General features: G+C 67.4%; 18 protein-coding genes. 10 read left to right on the top strand and 8 right to left on the bottom strand.

Annotated elements, in window-relative coordinates; translation table 11 throughout:
* Window positions 1–26: 26 nt before the first annotated feature.
* Window positions 27–1,004: a D-2-hydroxyacid dehydrogenase family protein gene (locus AC1DOX_RS01915; RefSeq protein WP_441617580.1), complete on the top strand. Its 978-nt coding sequence runs from the start codon at window positions 27–29 to the stop codon at window positions 1,002–1,004.
* 92 nt (window positions 1,005–1,096) lie between these two features.
* On the opposite strand, the gene AC1DOX_RS01910 is transcribed toward AC1DOX_RS01915, so the two are convergent.
* The gene (locus tag AC1DOX_RS01910; RefSeq protein WP_441617578.1) at window positions 1,097–1,672 is read right to left on the bottom strand and encodes a redoxin family protein; all 576 of its coding nucleotides are present in this window, start codon (window positions 1,670–1,672) and stop codon (window positions 1,097–1,099) included.
* A 406-nt stretch (window positions 1,673–2,078) separates the two neighbouring features.
* Here AC1DOX_RS01910 and AC1DOX_RS01905 point away from each other — a divergent pair, with 406 nt between their 5' ends.
* The 5 genes from AC1DOX_RS01905 (at window position 2,079) to AC1DOX_RS01885 (ending at window position 7,817) form a co-directional block, all read left to right on the top strand.
* Window positions 2,079–3,035 (top strand): Bug family tripartite tricarboxylate transporter substrate binding protein, encoded by a 957-nt coding sequence (locus AC1DOX_RS01905; protein WP_441618026.1) that lies wholly within the window; start codon window positions 2,079–2,081, stop codon window positions 3,033–3,035.
* Between the two features lie 29 nt (window positions 3,036–3,064).
* Window positions 3,065–3,862 carry an enoyl-CoA hydratase/isomerase family protein gene (locus AC1DOX_RS01900; protein ID WP_441617576.1) on the top strand — a complete coding sequence of 266 codons (798 nt, stop codon included), beginning with the start codon at window positions 3,065–3,067 and terminating at the stop codon, window positions 3,860–3,862.
* Between the two features lie 18 nt (window positions 3,863–3,880).
* Window positions 3,881–5,989 carry an acetate--CoA ligase family protein gene (locus AC1DOX_RS01895; RefSeq protein ID WP_441617574.1) on the top strand — a complete coding sequence of 703 codons (2,109 nt, stop codon included), beginning with the start codon at window positions 3,881–3,883 and terminating at the stop codon, window positions 5,987–5,989.
* Between the two features lie 14 nt (window positions 5,990–6,003).
* Entirely contained in the window at window positions 6,004–6,885 is an 882-nt protein-coding gene (locus AC1DOX_RS01890) for an alpha/beta fold hydrolase (RefSeq protein ID WP_441617572.1), read from the top strand.
* 125 nt (window positions 6,886–7,010) lie between these two features.
* Window positions 7,011–7,817, top strand: coding sequence for an IclR family transcriptional regulator (locus tag AC1DOX_RS01885; protein ID WP_441617570.1), 807 nt, complete (start codon window positions 7,011–7,013; stop codon window positions 7,815–7,817).
* A gap of 56 nt (window positions 7,818–7,873) precedes the next feature.
* Here AC1DOX_RS01885 and AC1DOX_RS01880 read toward each other — a convergent pair whose 3' ends face one another.
* A complete protein-coding gene (locus AC1DOX_RS01880) occupies window positions 7,874–8,143 on the bottom strand; it encodes a zinc ribbon domain-containing protein (RefSeq protein ID WP_092137906.1) in 270 nt (89 codons plus the stop codon).
* A 124-nt stretch (window positions 8,144–8,267) separates the two neighbouring features.
* Between AC1DOX_RS01880 and AC1DOX_RS01875 the strand changes: the two genes are divergently transcribed.
* Both AC1DOX_RS01875 and AC1DOX_RS01870 read left to right on the top strand, forming a co-directional pair.
* Window positions 8,268–8,702, top strand: coding sequence for a MarR family winged helix-turn-helix transcriptional regulator (locus AC1DOX_RS01875; protein WP_441617568.1), 435 nt, complete (start codon window positions 8,268–8,270; stop codon window positions 8,700–8,702).
* Between the two features lie 162 nt (window positions 8,703–8,864).
* A complete protein-coding gene (locus AC1DOX_RS01870; RefSeq protein WP_441617566.1) occupies window positions 8,865–9,395 on the top strand; it encodes a DUF3016 domain-containing protein in 531 nt (176 codons plus the stop codon).
* A 46-nt stretch (window positions 9,396–9,441) separates the two neighbouring features.
* On the opposite strand, the gene AC1DOX_RS01865 is transcribed toward AC1DOX_RS01870, so the two are convergent.
* Together AC1DOX_RS01865 and AC1DOX_RS01860 are read right to left on the bottom strand one after the other, a co-directional pair.
* Complete coding sequence (locus tag AC1DOX_RS01865; RefSeq protein WP_441617564.1) at window positions 9,442–10,818, bottom strand: sensor histidine kinase; 1,377 nt, start codon at window positions 10,816–10,818, stop codon at window positions 9,442–9,444.
* Window positions 10,815–11,507, bottom strand: coding sequence for a response regulator (locus tag AC1DOX_RS01860; protein ID WP_441617562.1), 693 nt, complete (start codon window positions 11,505–11,507; stop codon window positions 10,815–10,817). Before AC1DOX_RS01860 ends, AC1DOX_RS01865 begins: the two co-directional genes overlap by 4 nt.
* Window positions 11,508–11,724: 217 nt before the next feature.
* On the opposite strand from AC1DOX_RS01860, the gene AC1DOX_RS01855 reads away from it, so the two are divergent.
* Complete coding sequence (locus AC1DOX_RS01855; RefSeq protein WP_092137901.1) at window positions 11,725–12,786, top strand: porin; 1,062 nt, start codon at window positions 11,725–11,727, stop codon at window positions 12,784–12,786.
* 93 nt (window positions 12,787–12,879) lie between these two features.
* On the opposite strand, the gene AC1DOX_RS01850 is transcribed toward AC1DOX_RS01855, so the two are convergent.
* Together AC1DOX_RS01850 and AC1DOX_RS01845 are read right to left on the bottom strand one after the other, a co-directional pair.
* The gene (locus AC1DOX_RS01850) at window positions 12,880–14,214 is read right to left on the bottom strand and encodes a PQQ-dependent sugar dehydrogenase (RefSeq protein ID WP_441617560.1); all 1,335 of its coding nucleotides are present in this window, start codon (window positions 14,212–14,214) and stop codon (window positions 12,880–12,882) included.
* A gap of 125 nt (window positions 14,215–14,339) precedes the next feature.
* Complete coding sequence (locus AC1DOX_RS01845; RefSeq protein ID WP_441617558.1) at window positions 14,340–14,825, bottom strand: GFA family protein; 486 nt, start codon at window positions 14,823–14,825, stop codon at window positions 14,340–14,342.
* A 323-nt stretch (window positions 14,826–15,148) separates the two neighbouring features.
* On the opposite strand from AC1DOX_RS01845, the gene AC1DOX_RS01840 reads away from it, so the two are divergent.
* The gene (locus tag AC1DOX_RS01840) at window positions 15,149–15,484 is read left to right on the top strand and encodes a hypothetical protein (protein WP_441617556.1); all 336 of its coding nucleotides are present in this window, start codon (window positions 15,149–15,151) and stop codon (window positions 15,482–15,484) included.
* Between the two features lie 71 nt (window positions 15,485–15,555).
* Here AC1DOX_RS01840 and AC1DOX_RS01835 read toward each other — a convergent pair whose 3' ends face one another.
* Together AC1DOX_RS01835 and AC1DOX_RS01830 are read right to left on the bottom strand one after the other, a co-directional pair.
* Window positions 15,556–16,491, bottom strand: a complete 936-nt coding sequence (locus AC1DOX_RS01835) for a LysR family transcriptional regulator (protein ID WP_092137898.1) — start codon at window positions 16,489–16,491, stop codon at window positions 15,556–15,558.
* Window positions 16,491–17,426 (bottom strand): 2-hydroxy-3-oxopropionate reductase, encoded by a 936-nt coding sequence (locus AC1DOX_RS01830; RefSeq protein ID WP_441617554.1) that lies wholly within the window; start codon window positions 17,424–17,426, stop codon window positions 16,491–16,493. Before AC1DOX_RS01830 ends, AC1DOX_RS01835 begins: the two co-directional genes overlap by 1 nt.
* Window positions 17,427–17,443: the final 17 nt, after the last annotated feature.

Below are 17,443 nucleotides of genomic sequence, written 5' to 3'. Positions count from 1 at the left end.
CACCGCCTGTAACGCCTACTTCCATCATGCGAATCGCCATTCCCGATGACTACCAGGACTGCGTGCGGACCCTGGATTGCTTTGCCCGGCTGGCCGGTCACGACGTGACGGTCTACCACGACAACGTCAAGGATATCGACGCGCTGGCTGCCCGGCTGGGCGATGCCGATGCCATCGTGCTGACGCGCGAGCGTACGGTCATCACCGCCGCATTGCTGGATCGCCTGCCGCGCCTGCGGCTGATCAGCCAGACCGGCAAGGTTGCGGGCCACATCGACCTCGCGGCCTGCTCCGCGCGCGGCATTGCCGTGGCGGAGGGCAGCGGGTCCGGCGCCGCAACGGCCGAACTGGCCTGGGCGCTGATGCTGGCCAGCCGCCGGCATCTGGTGGCCGAGGTCAACCGCTTGCGCGCCGGCCAGTGGCAGGGCCATCTGGGGCAGCAGTTGCGCGGCCAGCGCCTGGGGGTCTGGAGCTATGGCCGCATTGGCAAGCAGGTGGCGGGCTTTGGGCGCGCGTTCGGCATGAAGGTGTGGGTATGGGGGCGCGAAGGCTCCACCGCCGATGCCCGCGCGGACGGCTTCGAGGTGGCGCCTTCGCGCGAGGCGTTCTTTGCCGACAGCGATATCGTCACGCTCCATATCCGCCTGACAAAGGACTCGGAGGGCATCGTCACGGCCGCCGATCTCGCCCGCATGAAGCCGACGGGATTGCTGGTCAATACGAGCCGCGCGGAGCTGATTCCGCCCGGCGTGCTGGCCGATGCGCTGCGCGCGGGGCGGCCGGGCTTTGCCGCCGTGGACGCCTACGAACGCGAGCCGGTGCTCGGCGCCGACGATCCGCTGCTCACGCTCAATAACGCGCTCTGCACGCCCCACATCGGCTTTGTCGAGAAGGATAACTACGAGGCCTACTACGGCACCGCCTTCGACAATCTCAACAGCTTCTTCGCCGGCAAACCGGTGAACCTCGCCAATCCTGATGTCGTAGCGCACCTGCGCGCCTGACCACTCCGCTTACGCTCCACTTGAGCTCCACTTAAGCTCCCTTAAGGACGGCCATTCGCTCTCTCTCGCGGCCGTCCATTTTTTTGCCTGCTTCACGACGCCTCGCGCGCGCAGGCGCCGGTGTCGCAGCCTGTTGCCGGTCGCTCGCCATTCGCCATCGGGGCCTGTTCCGCAGGAGCATCGGACGGCGGCGTCTCGCCCACCAGTTGCCCGATCAATGCGCCGACCGCCATGTCATCGGCTTGCCCGAAATGGTGGAGGCGAATATTGCCCGCCTTGTCCAGCACGATCAGGCTTGGCGTGCCACGCATGCCATAGGCCTGCATCGTCATCGGCACCGCTTGCCCGGGCGTCGGCTGATCCACGCCGATCGGGATGCTCACGCGATATTCGTGGAGAAAGACCTTCAGCGCGTCGACGGTCATGACGGCATGGTGCTCGAAGACCGAATGCAGGCCGATCACCGCCACGTCGTCGCGAAACGTCCGGCGAATGCGTTCCGCCTGCGGAATCCCATGTGAAACGCAGCCGGGGCAAAGCATCTGGAATGCGTGGATCACCACCACCTTGCCGCGCAAGTCGCGCAATGTGATGGGCTGCGGCGTATTCAGCCATTCCGTCACATGGAGTTCCGGCGCCGGCATCGACGATAAGCGGGATTGAGTCATCTTTTACCTCCAATGGGTAGTCTGGGAACGTTGCGACAAGGGGTGCCGCGCTGGCATCCGGCGGGGTCGCGCATGACGCGCGGCCATCCCTGTCTGGCTGGTTTCCAGTATGGATCGCAAGGCCGGGGCATTGGATACGTTCCGTCCGTTCCGCATACCCATTCGTCCAGGTTTGGCCGTCGCTTGCGGACCTGGCGACGCCGCCTCCATGCGGTACTCGCGTGCGATTCAATTCCACCAAACGGAATTGACGGGCTGCGTGAAACGACGCATGCGCCTACGCTGTAGCCATTGAAGACGTGCCGTCCGATCCCTGCGGGTGACGCGACAACAGCAACAGGAGACAGCCTTGGCATTCCCTTATTTCCGCGCCGCCGGCCGGCTGGCCGTGGTATCCGCATCCGCGATGTTCGCGATCCTGGGCGCCTCGGCGCCCGCCACCACGCACGCCGCGGCCTCCACGTTCCCCGACAAGCCGATCCGCATCGTGGTGCCGTTCTCGCCGGGTGGCGGAACGGACCTGATTGCCCGCGCGATGGGCGTGGCGATGGGGCAGGACCTGGGCCAGACCGTCGTCGTCGACAACCGCCCCGGCGGCGGCACGATTATCGGCACGGACAACGTGGCCAAGAGCGCGCCGGATGGCTACACGCTGGTCATGGCCACCTTCGCGCATGCCGTCAACCCGAGCCTGCAGCCCAAGCTGCCGTATACCACCGACAAGGCGTTCGCGCCCGTCATGCTGGTGGGCCGCTCGCCCAATGTGCTGGTGGTGCGCGCGGACAGCCCGTACAAATCGGTGCGCGACGTGATCGCGGCGGCCAAGGCCCAGCCGGGCCGCATCTCGTTTGCCTCGCAAGGCCCGGGCACGTCCGCGCATCTGGCCGGGGAACTGTTCAAGAGCCTGGCCAAGGTCGACCTGAACCACATCCCCTACAAGGGCGCCGGCCCCGCCATTACCGACCTGCTGGGTGGCCAGGTGGACCTGATGTTCGCCACGGCCTCCGCTGTCGGCAACCTGCTGGAATCCGGCAAGCTGCGCGCGCTCGGCGTCACCAGCGCCCAGCGTTCGGCCAGCCCCGATCTGTCCAAGGTGCCGACCATCGCCGAGAGCGGCGTGCCCGGCTACGTCGCCGAAAGCTGGTATGGCCTGTTCGTCCCCGCCGGCACGCCTGCGCCGGTGATCGCCCGCCTCAACGCCGCCGCGCACAAGGCCGTGACCACCGAGGCATTCCGCAAGCGCGCCGATGCCGAGGGCCTGATCGTCAGCCCCGGCACACCCGAGGAACTCGCCCGCTACGTGCGCGGCGAAGAGGTGCGCTGGAGCAAGGTCGTCAAGGACGCCAGGATCACCCTGAACTGATTTCGCCCGAATTTTCCGAGAACTTCACCATGACCGATTTCAACCTGATCCAGCTCGACGTCCGCGACGGCATTGCCGTGCTGACCCTGAATCGTCCCGAAAAACGCAACGCGATCAGCGACGACATGCGCACCGAGCTGATTACCGCGCTGGAACGCGTGACCGCCGACCGCGCCATCCGCGCGCTGGTGCTGACCGGTGCCGGCAAGGGCTTCTGCGCGGGTGGCGATGTCGCCGGCATGCAGCGCCGCATGGACGCGCCGCCGGGAGAGGTGGGCTTCAATGGCTGGACCCGCCAGCAGCGCGTGCATCATTCCGTGGGCTTGCTGCACAACATGCCCAAGCCGACCATTGCCGCCGTCAATGGCGGCGCCAACGGGCTGGGTGCCGACATGGCGATGGCCTGCGATTTCGTGATCGCATCGGACGCCGCCAGCTTCACGTGGTCGTATATCCACCGTGGCCTGATTCCCGATGGCGGCGGCATGTACTTCCTGCCGCGCCGCACGGGCCTGCCTGCGGCCAAGGAGCTGATTTTCTCGGGCCGCAAGGTGGACGCTGCCGAGGCGCTGAAGCTTGGCATCGCCGACCGGCTGTCGTCGTCAGAGACGTTGCTCGGCGATGCGCTGACGTGGGCCGCCGAACTGTCCCACGGCTCGCCGACCGCACTGGCGCTGGGCAAGAGCATCCTGAACCAGACCTTCGAGCTGACCGCCGACCAGGTCTTCGGGCAAGGCAGCCAGGCACAGGGCATCTGCTACACCAGCGCCGAGCACCGGGAATCCGTGCTGGCCTTCCTGGCCAAGACGGCCGCTGCAAAGGGCTGAGCGATGGCGACCGAACTGATGACCTCCACGTCCGCCGCCATCGCGCGCCTGGTCAAGCCGCGCAGCGTGGCCGTGATCGGCGCATCGGCCGATCCCAACAAGACGGCGGGCCGCCCGGTGTCGTACCTGACGCGCCACGGCTTTGAGGGCGCGATCTATCCGGTCAATCCCAAGGTGGATGCCATCGACGGGCTGCGCTGCTATCCGGATATCGGTTCGCTGCCCGAGGTGCCGGACGTCGGCATCGTGCTGCTGGGCGCGGAACGCGCGCATCACGCGGTGCGCGAGCTGGCACGGCGCGGCACGGGCGCGGCGATCGTGCTGGCCAGCGGCTATACGGAAACGGGTGCCGAGGGCGCGCGCCGGCAGGCGGAACTGATCGAGGCCGCGGGCAGCATGCGCTTGCTCGGGCCCAACACCATCGGCCTCGTCAACCTGACCGACAGCATTCCGTTGTCGGCCAGCGGCGCGCTGGAAATGGAACACTTTCCGGCGGGCAGCATCGGCGTGGTGTCGCAGAGCGGCGGCATCCTCGGTGCGCTGCTGTCGCGTGCGGCGGCGCGTGGGATCGGGCTGTCCAAGCTGGTTTCCACCAGCAATGAGGCGGACCTGGACCTGGCCGACTTCATCGACTACCTGGCCGATGACGACGCCACGCGGGTGATCGCGCTGTACGTGGAAAGCGTGCGGCATCCCGAGAAATTCCGCGCGGCGGCGCTGAAGGCCGCGGCGGCGGGCAAGCCCGTGGTGGCGTTCAAGATCGGCCGCTCGGAAGCCGGGGCCCGCGCGGCGGTGTCGCACACGGGCGCCATGGCCGGGGCCGACAAGATGTACGACGCGCTGTTCCGGCAGGTGGGCGTGATCCGCGCGCAGACCTTCGCGGATCTTCTCGATATTCCCGCGGCGCTTGCCACGGGCCGCGTGCTGCATGGCAATCGCGTGGCGGTGCTGACCTCGACGGGCGGCGCCGGCACGCTGGTGTCCGACAGCCTGGGCGTGTCCGGCTTTGAAACCCCGGCGCCCGACGCGGCCACCGCCGATCGCCTGCGGGGGCTGCAGAAGGGCGACCACGCGGCGCTGGACCGCAACCCCATCGACGTGACGCTGGCGGGCCTGCAACCCGACCTGCTGCGCGGTGCGATTCGCGCATTGCTGGCCAGCCCGTCGTACGACGCAGTGGCGATCATCGTCGGCTCATCCGGGCTGGCCATGCCGGACCTGATGGCCAATGCGATCCGCGACTGCCTGCCGGAGAGCGACAAGCCGGTGCTGGCCTACGTCAGCCCGCACGCGCCGCAGGTGGCGGCGGTGCTGAACCAGCGCGGCGTGCCGGCGTTCAGCGCGCCGGAATCGTGCGCCGTGGCGCTCGGCGCGATGCTGGCCGCCGGGCAACTGAAGTCGCTGGCACCCGCGCAGGGCGCCGCGATCCGTGCCGACGTCGATACGTCCGACCTGCAGCCCGGATCGCTCGACGAGGCCGGCGCCAAGCAACTGTTTGCGCGCTTCGGCCTGCCGGGCGTGCGGGAAGTCGTGGTGACGGATGCAGACGCCGCCGCCAGGGCCGCGCGCGATCTCGGTGATCGCGTGGTGCTCAAGATCCTGTCGTCCACCATCACGCACAAGAGCGACATCGGCGGCGTGGCGGTCAATATCGCGCCGCAGGACATTCCGGCCCGGCTGGCCAGGATGGCCGATGACGTGAAAGCGCACACCGGTGACGCGCCGACGCGCTTCCTGGTGCAGGAGATGGTCAGCGGTGGCGTGGAGCTGATCCTCGGCATGCACCGCGATGCGCTCGGCACGGCGATCCTGCTCGGCATGGGTGGGGTCACGGCCGAATTGTTCCAGGACACCACCATGCGCCTGCTGCCGCCAACGGGTGGCCTCTCGCGTGACGAGGCCCTGTCCATGATCCGCGACCTGAAGACGTGGCCGCTGCTCGATGGCTACCGTGGCCGGCCTAAAGCCGACGTGGAGGCGCTGGCGGATGCTATTGTCGCGTTTTCGGTGATGACGGCATCGGTTGGCACACGGCTGGTCGAGGCGGAAATCAACCCCGTCTTCGTGCTGCCCGCCGGGCAGGGCGTGCGCGCGGCGGACGGCGTGGTGGTGATTGGCGAGGCATGACAGGGAAGGGAGCGATGATGACGGCATCCGCGGAGCGCGTGACGGTAAATGAGGCAGGCGTGGCAAACGCGGCAAGCGCAGCAAACGCGGCGGCGGAGGTCGAGTGGCTGATGCAGCAGGCCACGACCTTTATCACGGACGCGGGCGGCTGCCGCATCGTCTGGCGGCGTTTCGGCAGTGGCCCGGCCGTGCTGCTGGTGCATGGCGGCCACGGCAGCTGGCTGCATTGGGTCCGCAATATCGAGGCGCTCGCGGCGCGGCATACGGTCTGGGCGCCGGACCTGCCGGGTTACGGCGAATCGGGCGATCCGGCGGACGGGGCGCTGCAGTCCCTGATCGACGCGGTGGTGGCGGGCTTTGCCGAATTGCCCGGCACGCACGCGGTGGATCTGGTCGGGTTCTCTTTCGGCGGGCTGACGGCGTCGCATCTCGCCAGCCAGTTGCCGGGTGTGCGCCGTCTGGCACTGCTTGGGCCGGGCGGCCACGGCGGCGTCCGGCGGCAGCAGACGGCGCTGGTCGACTGGCGCCGCGCCGAAGGGGCCGAGGCGCTCACGCAGGCGATGCGCCACAACGTCGAGGCATTCATGATCGCGGACCCCGCCAGCGTGGATGCGCTGGCGCTGCTGGCCTACACGGAGTCCTGCCGTCATGCGCGCTTTCGCAGCAAGCACATTTCGCGCGCCGGCGGCCTGGCGGATGCGCTCGACCGCTTCGGCGGCCCGGTGCTGGTGGCCTACGGCGAGCACGACGTGACGGCCGATCCGCGCGCGGTGCTGGACCAGCTGGTGACAGGCCGTCCCGATCGCCGGGGCGCATTTATTCCGGGTGCGGGGCACTGGGTCCAGTTCGAGGCCCACGACGCCATCAACACCGTGCTGGCCGAGTGGCTGGCCTGAGAGCCCTCCAGCCCGAGATCCGGCCCGCACGGGCGCTCCTGATTTGTGCGAGACTCGCGTCTGACATTTCCGCTTGACGGAATTGCAGAACAACAACGCAAAAGCGACGCGCAGGAGACAGCACCGTGGATACGCAGGACGCCCGCAGCCGGGCTCGTGGCCGCCCGGCCAGCACGCTGGCCAATCGCTCGCTCGAACGCGGCATCGAGATCCTGCGGGCCTTCCGGCCCGGTTCCGATGTGCTGGGCAACGGCGACCTCGCCGAGCGTACCGGACTGGCACGTTCGACCGTCTCGCGGCTGACCCAGAGTCTCGTTGATACCGGCTTTCTTCAATACGATGCCGCGCTGCGCGCCTACCGGCTCGGGGCACCGGTCCTCAGTCTGGCGCACGCGATGCACACCGGGTCCGCGGTGTTGCATGTGGCGGCACCACTGATGCGCGAACTGGCCCAGGCCGAACATCTCAACGTCGGGCTGGCGATGGCCGACCGCGACGAGATGGTCTATCTCGAATCGATCCGCTACAGCCGCAAGGTGTCACTGCGCACCGTCGTGACCGGGCAGCGCGTGCCGATGGCGCTGACCTCGCTCGGACGTGCCTGGCTGGCCGTGGCGCCCGCCGACGAGCGGCAGGGCCTGATGGCCGTGTTCGCGCGGCGGTTTCCCGCCGGCTGGGCCGAACTGGAGGCGGAAATCCTCGATGCCGTGGCGCAGGTCCAGCGGCGCGGCTGGTGCGCGGCCAGCTGGCAACCCGAAGTGGTGGCGATGTCCGCGCCGCTGCGGCTGGGACATCATCCGGTGCATGTGCTTAACGTCAGTCTGTCGACCCGCGCCTCCGTGGCGGAGGCCGCTCGCGAACTCGAGCCGCACCTGATGCGGCTGGTCACGCAGATTGGCGACGCGTTCCGCGCGGGAACCGGGGGCCTCTAGGTCGAATCCATGGGCGCTATGCTCGTCGCGATTTGGCCGTCGCGGTCTGGCGTCGATCAGCGCGCGCCGCCCCTGCGCATTCCCGGCCCATCCGAGCGGCCGGCCAGCTTGACCGGCCCGCAGCACGCACATCCCGCGCCGTGGCTCGATGATTCGTTCGATGCCGATCCGCTGCTGTCACTGCCCGCCAGCGCCGGTGCGGCCACCAGCGCGCGTGCCGCCATCGCCCCGCACCGAGGGCAGGCCGCCGGCTCATCGCGCCGGGCAATCGGCCGCATCAGCGCGAAGTCGCCACAGTCATCACACCGATAGTCATAGGTGGGCATTGCTTCTCCGCCTGAAGGGGTCGCATCAGGCTACCAGCTTAGATCAGGTCGCGCCACAATGTGGCGGCCCCGCTGTCGCGCCGCGACAGTACGTTTCGGGCGACGAACTCCCTCTCACCGCGCGATGGAAATGAATCTCGAAAAGCGCTTCGGCTTCCTGGTGGCGGACGTCGGCCGGCTGTCCGGCAAGCGGTTCGACGAGCTCGCCCGCACCTCGCTTGACCTGACGCGGGCCCAGTACCGGGCGCTGGCCTACCTGTCGCACTACGGCGAAGTGAATCAGGCATCGCTGGCGGACCTGATGGAAGTCGCGCCGATCTCGGCCGGGCGGCTGCTGGACCGCATGGAAGAGGGCGGATGGATCGCACGCCGGCCCAACCCCGAGGATCGTCGCGAGCGCATGGTACGCATGACCGACAAGGCGGGCCAGGCGCTGGACGCGGCACGCAGGGTCGGAGACCTGGTGGCCGAGCAGGCGCTCGACGGCCTGACCCCGGCCGAAGCCGACCAGTTCATCGGCCTGTTGCAACGCGTACGCGCCAACCTGTCGCGCACATAGATCCCCGGAGCGCGCACCGGTCGGGGCCTGCGTCCCGCGCCTCGGGCAGGCGGGTGAACTATGCTGTAGACAGCCCGGCCTCGCCGGCTGGACGCCGGGCGGCGGATGTTGTCATCTGCCGCTATTCCCAGCCGTGCAGACCTGTAGCGAGGCATTGATGCCATGTCCAGGTACACCATTCCCACGCTGGCCGCGATCGTGTCGCTGGGGCTGCCGGCCATCGTCGGCGCCGCACCGTCTCCACCCGTGGCCGACCATCCGTCCGGCACACTGTCCGTGACGTTTATCCACCCCGAGACCTTTACCGATGCAGCATGGTCGCAGTCGTACGGTAGCGACCGGCAAGTGCTCGACGACATCAGCCAGCACCTGGCCAGGCTCGCCGCCCGGAACCTGCCCGAAGGCTATGCGCTCAGCATCGAGGTACTCGACATCGATCTGGCCGGCTACGTCGACTGGCGCTACTCATCGCAGGTCAGGGTGATTCGCGATGCGGCGTGGCCGCGCATGTCATTGCGCTACGTGCTCAAGCATGGCGAGGAAGTCGTCGCCAGCGGCCAGGAGCGTCTGGCCAACATGAACTTCACATGGGGCGTCAACCTGTATGGCTACGCGGACCGGCTGCGGTATGAAAAGGCGATGCTCGACGAGTGGTTCGAGCGCCGGATCACCAAGGTCACTGGCCACGCCTGACCGGGCGGATTGGTCCGATTGGTCTGACGGGCCGCGCCCGTCGTCGTCAGGAAGCTGGCGGGAACCGCACCGCGACGGTCAGCCCGCCGCCTTGCGTTTCCGCCAACGCGACCGTGGCGTCATGCAGGCGCGCGATCTCGCGAACGATCGACAGCCCCAGCCCGCTGCCCGCGCGTGCCGCGCTGGCCTCGCCGCGATAGAAGCGATGGAACACCGAATCCCGCTCGAACGTGGCGACTCCCGGGCCGTTATCCTCGACGAACAGGCACGGTCCATCGATCCGCACCGTGACGATGGACCCGGCCCCCGCATAGCGGATCGCGTTGTCGATCAGGTTGCCCAGCATCTCTTGCAGCAGGTCCGGCTGACCGTTGATCTCCACCGCCGTGTCGCCTTCAAAGCCCAGGTCCACCCCATCGCGCCGCGCGAGCGGTGCCCATTCCAGTGCCACGGCCTGCGCGATCGTATCGAGCCGCAGCCGCCGCAACGTAGGCGCGTAGCCGCTGTCCGGCTCCAGCCGCGACAGGGACAGCAGTTGTTCCACTTCCTTGGCGGCCTGACGGACGGAGCCATGCAGCCGCTCGACGTGCGCGCGCACGCCCGGCAGGTCCTGCTCGCGCAGGGCCAGTTCGGATTCGGCCTGGATGATGGCCAGCGGCGTCTTGAGCTGGTGCGCCGCGTCCGCAAAGAAGCGCTTGCGTCCCTGCACCATGCCGTGCAGGCGGGCCACGTACTGGTTGACGGCCAGCACCAGCGGCTTGGTTTCGACGGGCAGGGCGGCGTCCGCGAGTGGCTCGAGGTCGTCGGGGCCGCGCGCGGTCATCGTATCGGAGAGGCGCCGCAATGGCCGCAGGCCGCGCTGCACGCCGAACCAGACGATGACGAGCGCCAGGCTGACCAGCATCAGCTCCTGCAGCAGCGACCCCACCAGGATGTCCTGCGCAAGCTGCTCGCGCGGCTCGGTGGTCTCCGCCACGAGCACCCAGACCAGTTGCGTGCGCGCGGATCGCACATCGTGCAGCGGTAGTGGCATCGCGGCCATGCGCAGCGGCTCGCCACGGTATTCGGCGTCGTAGAACTGGGTGCGATAGAGCGAGCGCACCGGCTCGGGCGGCATCGGCAGGCCCTCGTAGCCGGTGATCGTGACGCCATGGTCGTCGCGGATCTGGTAGTAGATGCGCGATCCGGCTTCGGCATCGAAGACCTCCAGCGCCAGGTAGGGGACTTCCACTTCCACGCGGCCATCGCGCAGGCTGATGCCTTCGCGCATCGACTTGAGCGATGCGGCCAGCGTGCGGTCGAATGCATGATGCGCCGCCGCCATGGCGCGCCGGTCCGTCAGCCAGGCATCCAGCGCCAGCAGGCCCAGCAGCGGCAGCAACAACCAGAGCGTGAGTTGCAGGCGCAGGCTGGCGGCCCTCATGGGCGCGCGGCCTCGGCAGGGGATTCGCGCGCTTCCAGCAGGTAGCCCAACCCGCGCAGCGTGACAATGCCCACGCCGCTGCCTTCCAGCTTCTTCCGCAGGCGATAGACGTAGATCTCGATGGCATCCGCGTTGACCGATTCGTCGATCCCGAAGATCTTCTCGGACAGCGCCGCCTTGTTGACGGCGCGGCCATCGCGCAGCAGCAGGATTTCCAGCACTGCGCGTTCGCGGCCGGTCAGCGCCAGCAGTTCGCCATGCAGCGTGAAGGCGCGGCTGACGCTGTCGTAGTGGAGCGGGCCGCAGTGGAGTTCGGTCCGGTCGTGCCCGTGGCTGCGGCGGATCAGCGCGCGTGCGCGCGCCTCCAGCTCGCTCAGGGCGAATGGCTTGGCCAGGTAGTCGTCGGCGCCCAGGTCGAGCCCGCGCACGCGGTCTTCCACCGATCCATGGGCCGTCAGGACCAGCACGGGCACCGCATTGCGCCGCTGGCGCAGCCGACGCAGCACCTCCAGCCCGTCGAGGCGCGGCAGGCCGATATCGAGGATCGCCAGCGCGTAGTCCTGCGTGGTCAGCAAGTGGTCCGCACTGGCCCCGTCATGCATGCAATCGACCGTGAAGCCGGTCTGGCTCAGCGACTCCACAAGGGAGGCGGCCAGTTTCAGGTTGTCTTCGGCAAGCAGGATACGCATGGCAGGGATACGGCACGACGGCAGGGAGGGATGATGCGGCCGACAGATGGCCGCGTGGAGTGATACCCGCAAGCGACAGTCCGTGCCTAGCTAGGGAAACCCCCAATCCGAGGCCGTGCAACAGCCTGAAATGACGGGAATTTCGAAAGCGATCTGAAAGTGAGGCTCCCATACCATCCGTGCCGTTCCACAACTAGAACGACACTGGGAGACTGGTATGAAAGGGAAGGCATTGACCCTGGCCGCGTTGGGTTGCGCGGTATCGGGTGGCGCGGCGGCGCAGTCCAGCGTGACGCTGTACGGCCTCGTCGACTCCGGCATCGAGTACGTGAATCATGCGGGCCCGGGCGGCACCTCCACGGTCAAGATGACCTCGGGCGGCAAGAACACGTCCCGCTGGGGCCTGCGCGGCACGGAAGACCTGGGCGGTGGCCTGAAGGCCGTGTTCGTGCTCGAATCCGGCATCGCGGTGGATACCGGCAAGCTCGACACCGACAACACGCTGTTCGACCGCCGCGCGACGGTGGGCCTGTCCGGCAAGTACGGCCGGGTACTGATGGGCCGCGACTTCACCACGACTTACGATTTCATGCTGCCGTTCGACCCGATGGGCTACGCGCCGAACTACTCGTGGGCGACGTCGTCCAACGCCACGGGCGGCCGCAAGGATGGCATGTTCACGCGCGCCACCAACATGGTCCGCTATGACGGCACGTTCGGCGGCGTCAAGCTGGGCGCCACCGTGGCGCTGGGCGAGGTGGCGGGCAGCTTCAAGAGTTCGTCCAAGTACGACCTGGGCGTCGGCTACAACGCGGGCGGCTTTGCGGCGGCCGTGACCTGGGATCGCCAGAACGGCGCGGGCACCAGCACCACGCCGGCCGACAGCGTCGACTACATCCAGGGCATCCACGCCGGGGCGAGCTACGACTTCGGCTCGCTGGCGGTGTACGCCGGCTACCGCAACTACAAGCGCACGTTCACCACGGCCGCGGCTTCGCAGCTGAGCGACATGTACTGGCTGGGTGCCGCGTATGACTTCACGCCCGCCTTCACGCTCTACGGCGCGGTGTACAAGCAGAACATCAAGGGCGATACCGACGCAGACCCGATCCTGTTTTCGCTGCGCGCCCAGTACAACCTTTCCAAACGCACCATGGCCTACCTGTCAGCCGGGTATGCCAAGGCGCGCAATGGTCAGAACGTGAGTGTCTCGCGTGATTTCGTTGGCTACGCCAACAATCAGGTCGGCGTGACGGCGGGCTTGCAGCACCGCTTCTGATCGTTGTTTCAACCGTCGTGGTGGACGGTTTCCGGCAGCGCGAGGGGCTCGCGCTGCCGGTTTTTGTTTGGCCGGTTGGCCTGGATTCCTGGCCTATTTCGATCCTGTTACGCGCCAGACCATGTCGCCGACATCGTCGGCCACCAGCAGGCCACCGCGCTTGTCCACGGCCACGCCCACCGGGCGGCCCTGTGCATTCCCGTCCGCATCGAGGAAATCCGTCAGTACGTCGAACGGCGCCCCCTTGGGCCTGCCCTGATCGAACGGGACGAAAATCACCTTGTAGCCCGCGCGCGGCTTGCGGTTCCAGGAGCCATGCTGGCTCACGAACATCCCGTCATGGAAGCGCGCCGGCAGACTGTTGCCGGTGGCACCAGTCATGCCAATCGACGCCGTGTGCGCACCCACCGCGTAGTCGGGCACGATCGCCTTGGCCACCATGTCCGGCGCGGGCGGCTTCACGCGCTCATCCACATGCTGGCCGTAATAGCTGAACGGCCAGCCATAGAAGCCGCCGTCACGCACTGACGTGATGTAGTCCGGCACCAAGTCGCTGCCAATCTCGTCGCGCTCGTTCACGGAGGTCCACAACATCTTCGTGGCCGGCTCCCAGGCCATGCCATTGGGATTGCGCAGGCCGCTGGCATAGACGCGATGCTGGCCGGTCTGGCGGTCCACCTCCCAGATGGCCGCGCGGCCCGCTTCCTTGTCGAGGCCGTTCTCGCCGACGTTGCTGTTGGAACCCACCGTGACGTAGAGCTTGCTGCCATCCGGGCTGGCGATGATGTTCTTGGTCCAGTGATGATTGAGCTTGCCGGCGGGCAGGTCCACGATCTTCTGTCCCGCGTCCGTAATGCTCGTCTGGCCCGGGGAGTAGGGAAAGCGCACCACGGCATCGGTATTGGCGACATAGAAATCGTTGCCCACCAGTACCATGCCGAATGGCGAATTCAGGTCCTTGAGGAACACCGAGCGTGTGTCCGCCACGCCGTCGCCATCGGTATCGCGCAGCAGGGTGATGCGGTTGGCGCTGGGCACCCCCGCGCCGGCACGCTTCATGACTTGCTTCATCACCCAGCCACGTATGCCCTTGCCATCGTCCGGCTTGGGCGGCGCGTTGGATTCCGCCACCAGCACGTCACCATTGGGCAGCACATAGATCCAGCGTGGATGATCGAGCTTGTCCGCGAACGCGGCCACCGACATGCCATCGGCGGCGACCGGTGTCTTGCCATTGGCCCAGCCCTTCGCCGGGGCGATATGCACCGTCGGGATCATGGTTTTGTTGGGTGCCGGCAGCTGCGGGGTGGGGCCGAAACCTGCGGAATCCGGCAGCGTGGCGGACTCGCCGCAACCGGTCACCACACCCGCGACAAGCAGCACCACTGCCGTGGCCGCGAGGGCCGGGGGGAAGGGAGAACGCAGCATGATCACACTCCTCGCGCCGCCGGGCGTACGCGGCGTCACTGCCCATGATCTTCGTATCGACCCTACACGGACTGTTGTGTAGCGTCTGTCGGTGCGGTGGCGAGGCGATGTCGGAGGATGTCCGACTAAGAGAGCAATCCATGGTTCTCATGCCATTCGCGTAGCGATTCATGCGGCCATGTGCGGGCGTGTTTGTGTGCGCGTCCGCGCGGCACATCGACCCATGGCGCCGCGAAGTCCAGCGCGGCTTCGACCACCTCCGGCGGCTTTGGCAGCGGCGTGTCGATGGCGCTGGCATTGGGATGGACGAGTTCCGGCCAGCGTGGGTCCAATAGCCAGAGCGGGCTGCCGCATTGCGTGCAGAAGTGCCGGAACGCCTTTGATCGTGTCGGGCGCTTGCCCGCCTCGCGCATCACCGCATGGAAGAAGCCGACGTATTTCTTGCCGCGCACGCGCAGGGTGGCGGCATCGCCGCCGAGGTTGATCGCATAGCCGCCGCCGCCACCGGTCTTGCGACAGATGCTGCAATGGCAGTGCATGAACGGGTAAGGCGAATCCGATTCCAGGCTGAAATGCACGGCGCCGCATTGGCAAGAACCTTCGAGATGCATGGCGATGTCTCCACGAGATCCTGCCGGCAGTGTGTGGCACGCGCGAGGCTGCCACAAGCGCTTTTTTCCTCGAAAACTGTGGCGTTGTCAGGCGCCGTCTGTCAGCGCGGATGAGTTTTTGTAAGGAGATGTGTGGATGCGGCACGCAGGGCACGGCGCGACTTCTAGACTTCGGTGCGCGGTGCAGGAGCGGCAACGCTGCTGCGCACGGCATGTGTGGTGTCTTCTCCGTGTGGCCGATGCGTCTATGCACAAGCGCGAGCAGCGCGTGCACGACGCCGGCGGAAGACACCGTCCGCCAACAACATCATGAGAGGTCTCATATGTCTTCGAACCGAATCATCCGTACTACCTCGCTGATCGGCACTCTGGCAGCCGGCCTGATGTCCGCCACCGCCTTTGCCCAGACCACCACGGCACCGGCCGATGCCAATGCGGTGCCGCCGGGCATGACCCAGATTCAACCGCCGAAGGATCCGCTGGTGGAACGCCGCGAAGCGCGCAAGGTCGCCAAGGATCAGTACAAGGCCGAGAAGTCAGCCGCCAAGGCGGAATACAAGCAGGACGTCGGCGCCGCCAAGCAGGAACGCAAGGACGCGAACAAGGCGGCCAATGAGACGGCTAAGCAGGAAATGCAGCAGGGCACGATGAAGCAGTAACGATGCCCGCATGATGTGTGCTGGCCTGACGCTCCTGCGCCTGGCCAGCGCCTCCGACGCGACACCCCCGGCTACACCAGCCGCGCCCCTGGCCACGCACCGGACATCACGATATTACGCACGGACTGCCTGACGGTCTGCATGATGTCCCACAACTCCGGCACCGCCGGGCGGTTTCGTGCGGTGGCCAGTGCCACCTGACGCGTCACTACCGGATCGATCAGTCGCGCCGAATGCAGGCGACCTTGCGCGACGCGGTCCGCCACGGCCGCGAACGGCAACAGCGTCGCGCCGCATCCGTCTTCCACCAGCCGCATCGCCACCGTATTCGACGCATCGCACTCCAGCGCCATGTTCAGCGTGGTGCCGACGCGCGTGGCGAGCGATTCGGCCAGCATGCGCAAGCCGTGTCCGGTGCTCGGCAGGATCAGCGGCACTTCGGCAAGCCGGCGCGCGGGGAAGGTCGGCCCGAGATGACTCCACGAGGTCGGCGCGACCAGCGTCAGGTCCTCTTCCAGCAGGATGTCCACCTTCAGCCCGCCTTGTTGCTCGGGCAGGTAGAGCAGGGCGACATCGATCTCGCCCGCCGCCAGCCACGCCAGGACCGGGCTCGCCAGGCCTTCGACAAAACGCAGCTTGGTGGCCGGGAATCGCTGCTTGAGCGCGGTGCCGATGGCGGCGAATGCCGTATTGGCGATGGTCGGCTGCGCGGCGATCACCAGTTGCGTGGGGCCCTGCGCGGTGGAGGCGCGAACGGCCGCGCGCGCTTCCGTCAGCGTGGCGGCCACCTGTCGCGCATAACCGAGCAGCGTGGTGCCGGCTTCCGTCAGCACCACACCGCGCCCGCTGCGATGGAACAGTCGCGTATCGAGCGCCGCCTCCAGCCGCGCAATCTGGCGGCTGACGGTGGACTGGTCGGCACCAAGCTCCAGCGCCGCGCGCGAAATGCTCTGCGTGTTGGCCACGCAGACAAAGCACGCCAGGTCGTCGGAGTTCAGGGTCGTCATCAGCCCGCTTTGCCCGCCTTTTTCACTGCGTCCCCGGCGACGTCCTTCGGCTTGTCACCGATCGCGAACGACGACAGGTGCTCGATCGCCTTGACCAGCCCCGAATGGTCCCAGCCCGCGCCGCCCTGCGCCACGCAGACGTTGAACAGCTGCTGGCACGATGCGGTGTTGGGCAGGCCCAGCCCCAACGCTTTCGCGGTGGACAGCGCCAGGTTCAGGTCTTTCTGGTGCAGCTCGATGCGGAAGCCCGGATCGAAGGTCCGCTTGATCATGCGTTCGCCGTGCACCTCCAGGATGCGCGAGCTGGCAAAGCCGCCCATCAGCGCCTGACGCACGCGCGCCGGATCGGCACCGGCCTTGGCGGCCAGCACCAGCGCTTCGCTGACGGCCTCGATCGTCAGGGCGACGATGACCTGGTTGGCCACCTTTGCTACCTGCCCGTCGCCAACGTTGCCGACCAGCGTGATGTTCTTGCCCATCAGTTGCAGCAGCGGCAGCACGCGGTCGAATACATCCGGCTTGCCGCCGGCCATGATCGACAGCGTGCCGGCCTTGGCCCCGACCTCGCCGCCGGATACGGGCGCATCCACATAGTCGCAGCCGAGCTGTTCGATGCGCGCGGCGAACGCGCGGGTCTCGATCGGCGAGATCGAGCTCATGTCGACCACGATCTTGCCTGCGGTCAGCCCTGCGGCAACGCCGTTTTCGCCGAACAGCACGCGATCCACGTCGGGGGTGTCCGGCAGCATCAGGAAGATGACGTCCGCCTGCCGGGCGACCTCGGTGGCGTTGGCGCAGGCCTGCATGCCGGCGTCCTGGAGCGCCTGCGGTACACCGCTGCGCGTGTGCGCGCAGACCGTGTGGCCGCCGGCCTGCAGGTGCTGTGCCATCGGCGTGCCCATTACGCCGAGTCCGATAAATCCAATCTTGCTCATGTCAGTGTCCAGTTGTG

This window comes from Cupriavidus sp. 01L415 (assembly GCF_056400065.1).
The sequence above is the reverse complement of the archived record's forward strand: the minus strand, read 5'-3'. Positions and strand labels throughout refer to the sequence as shown.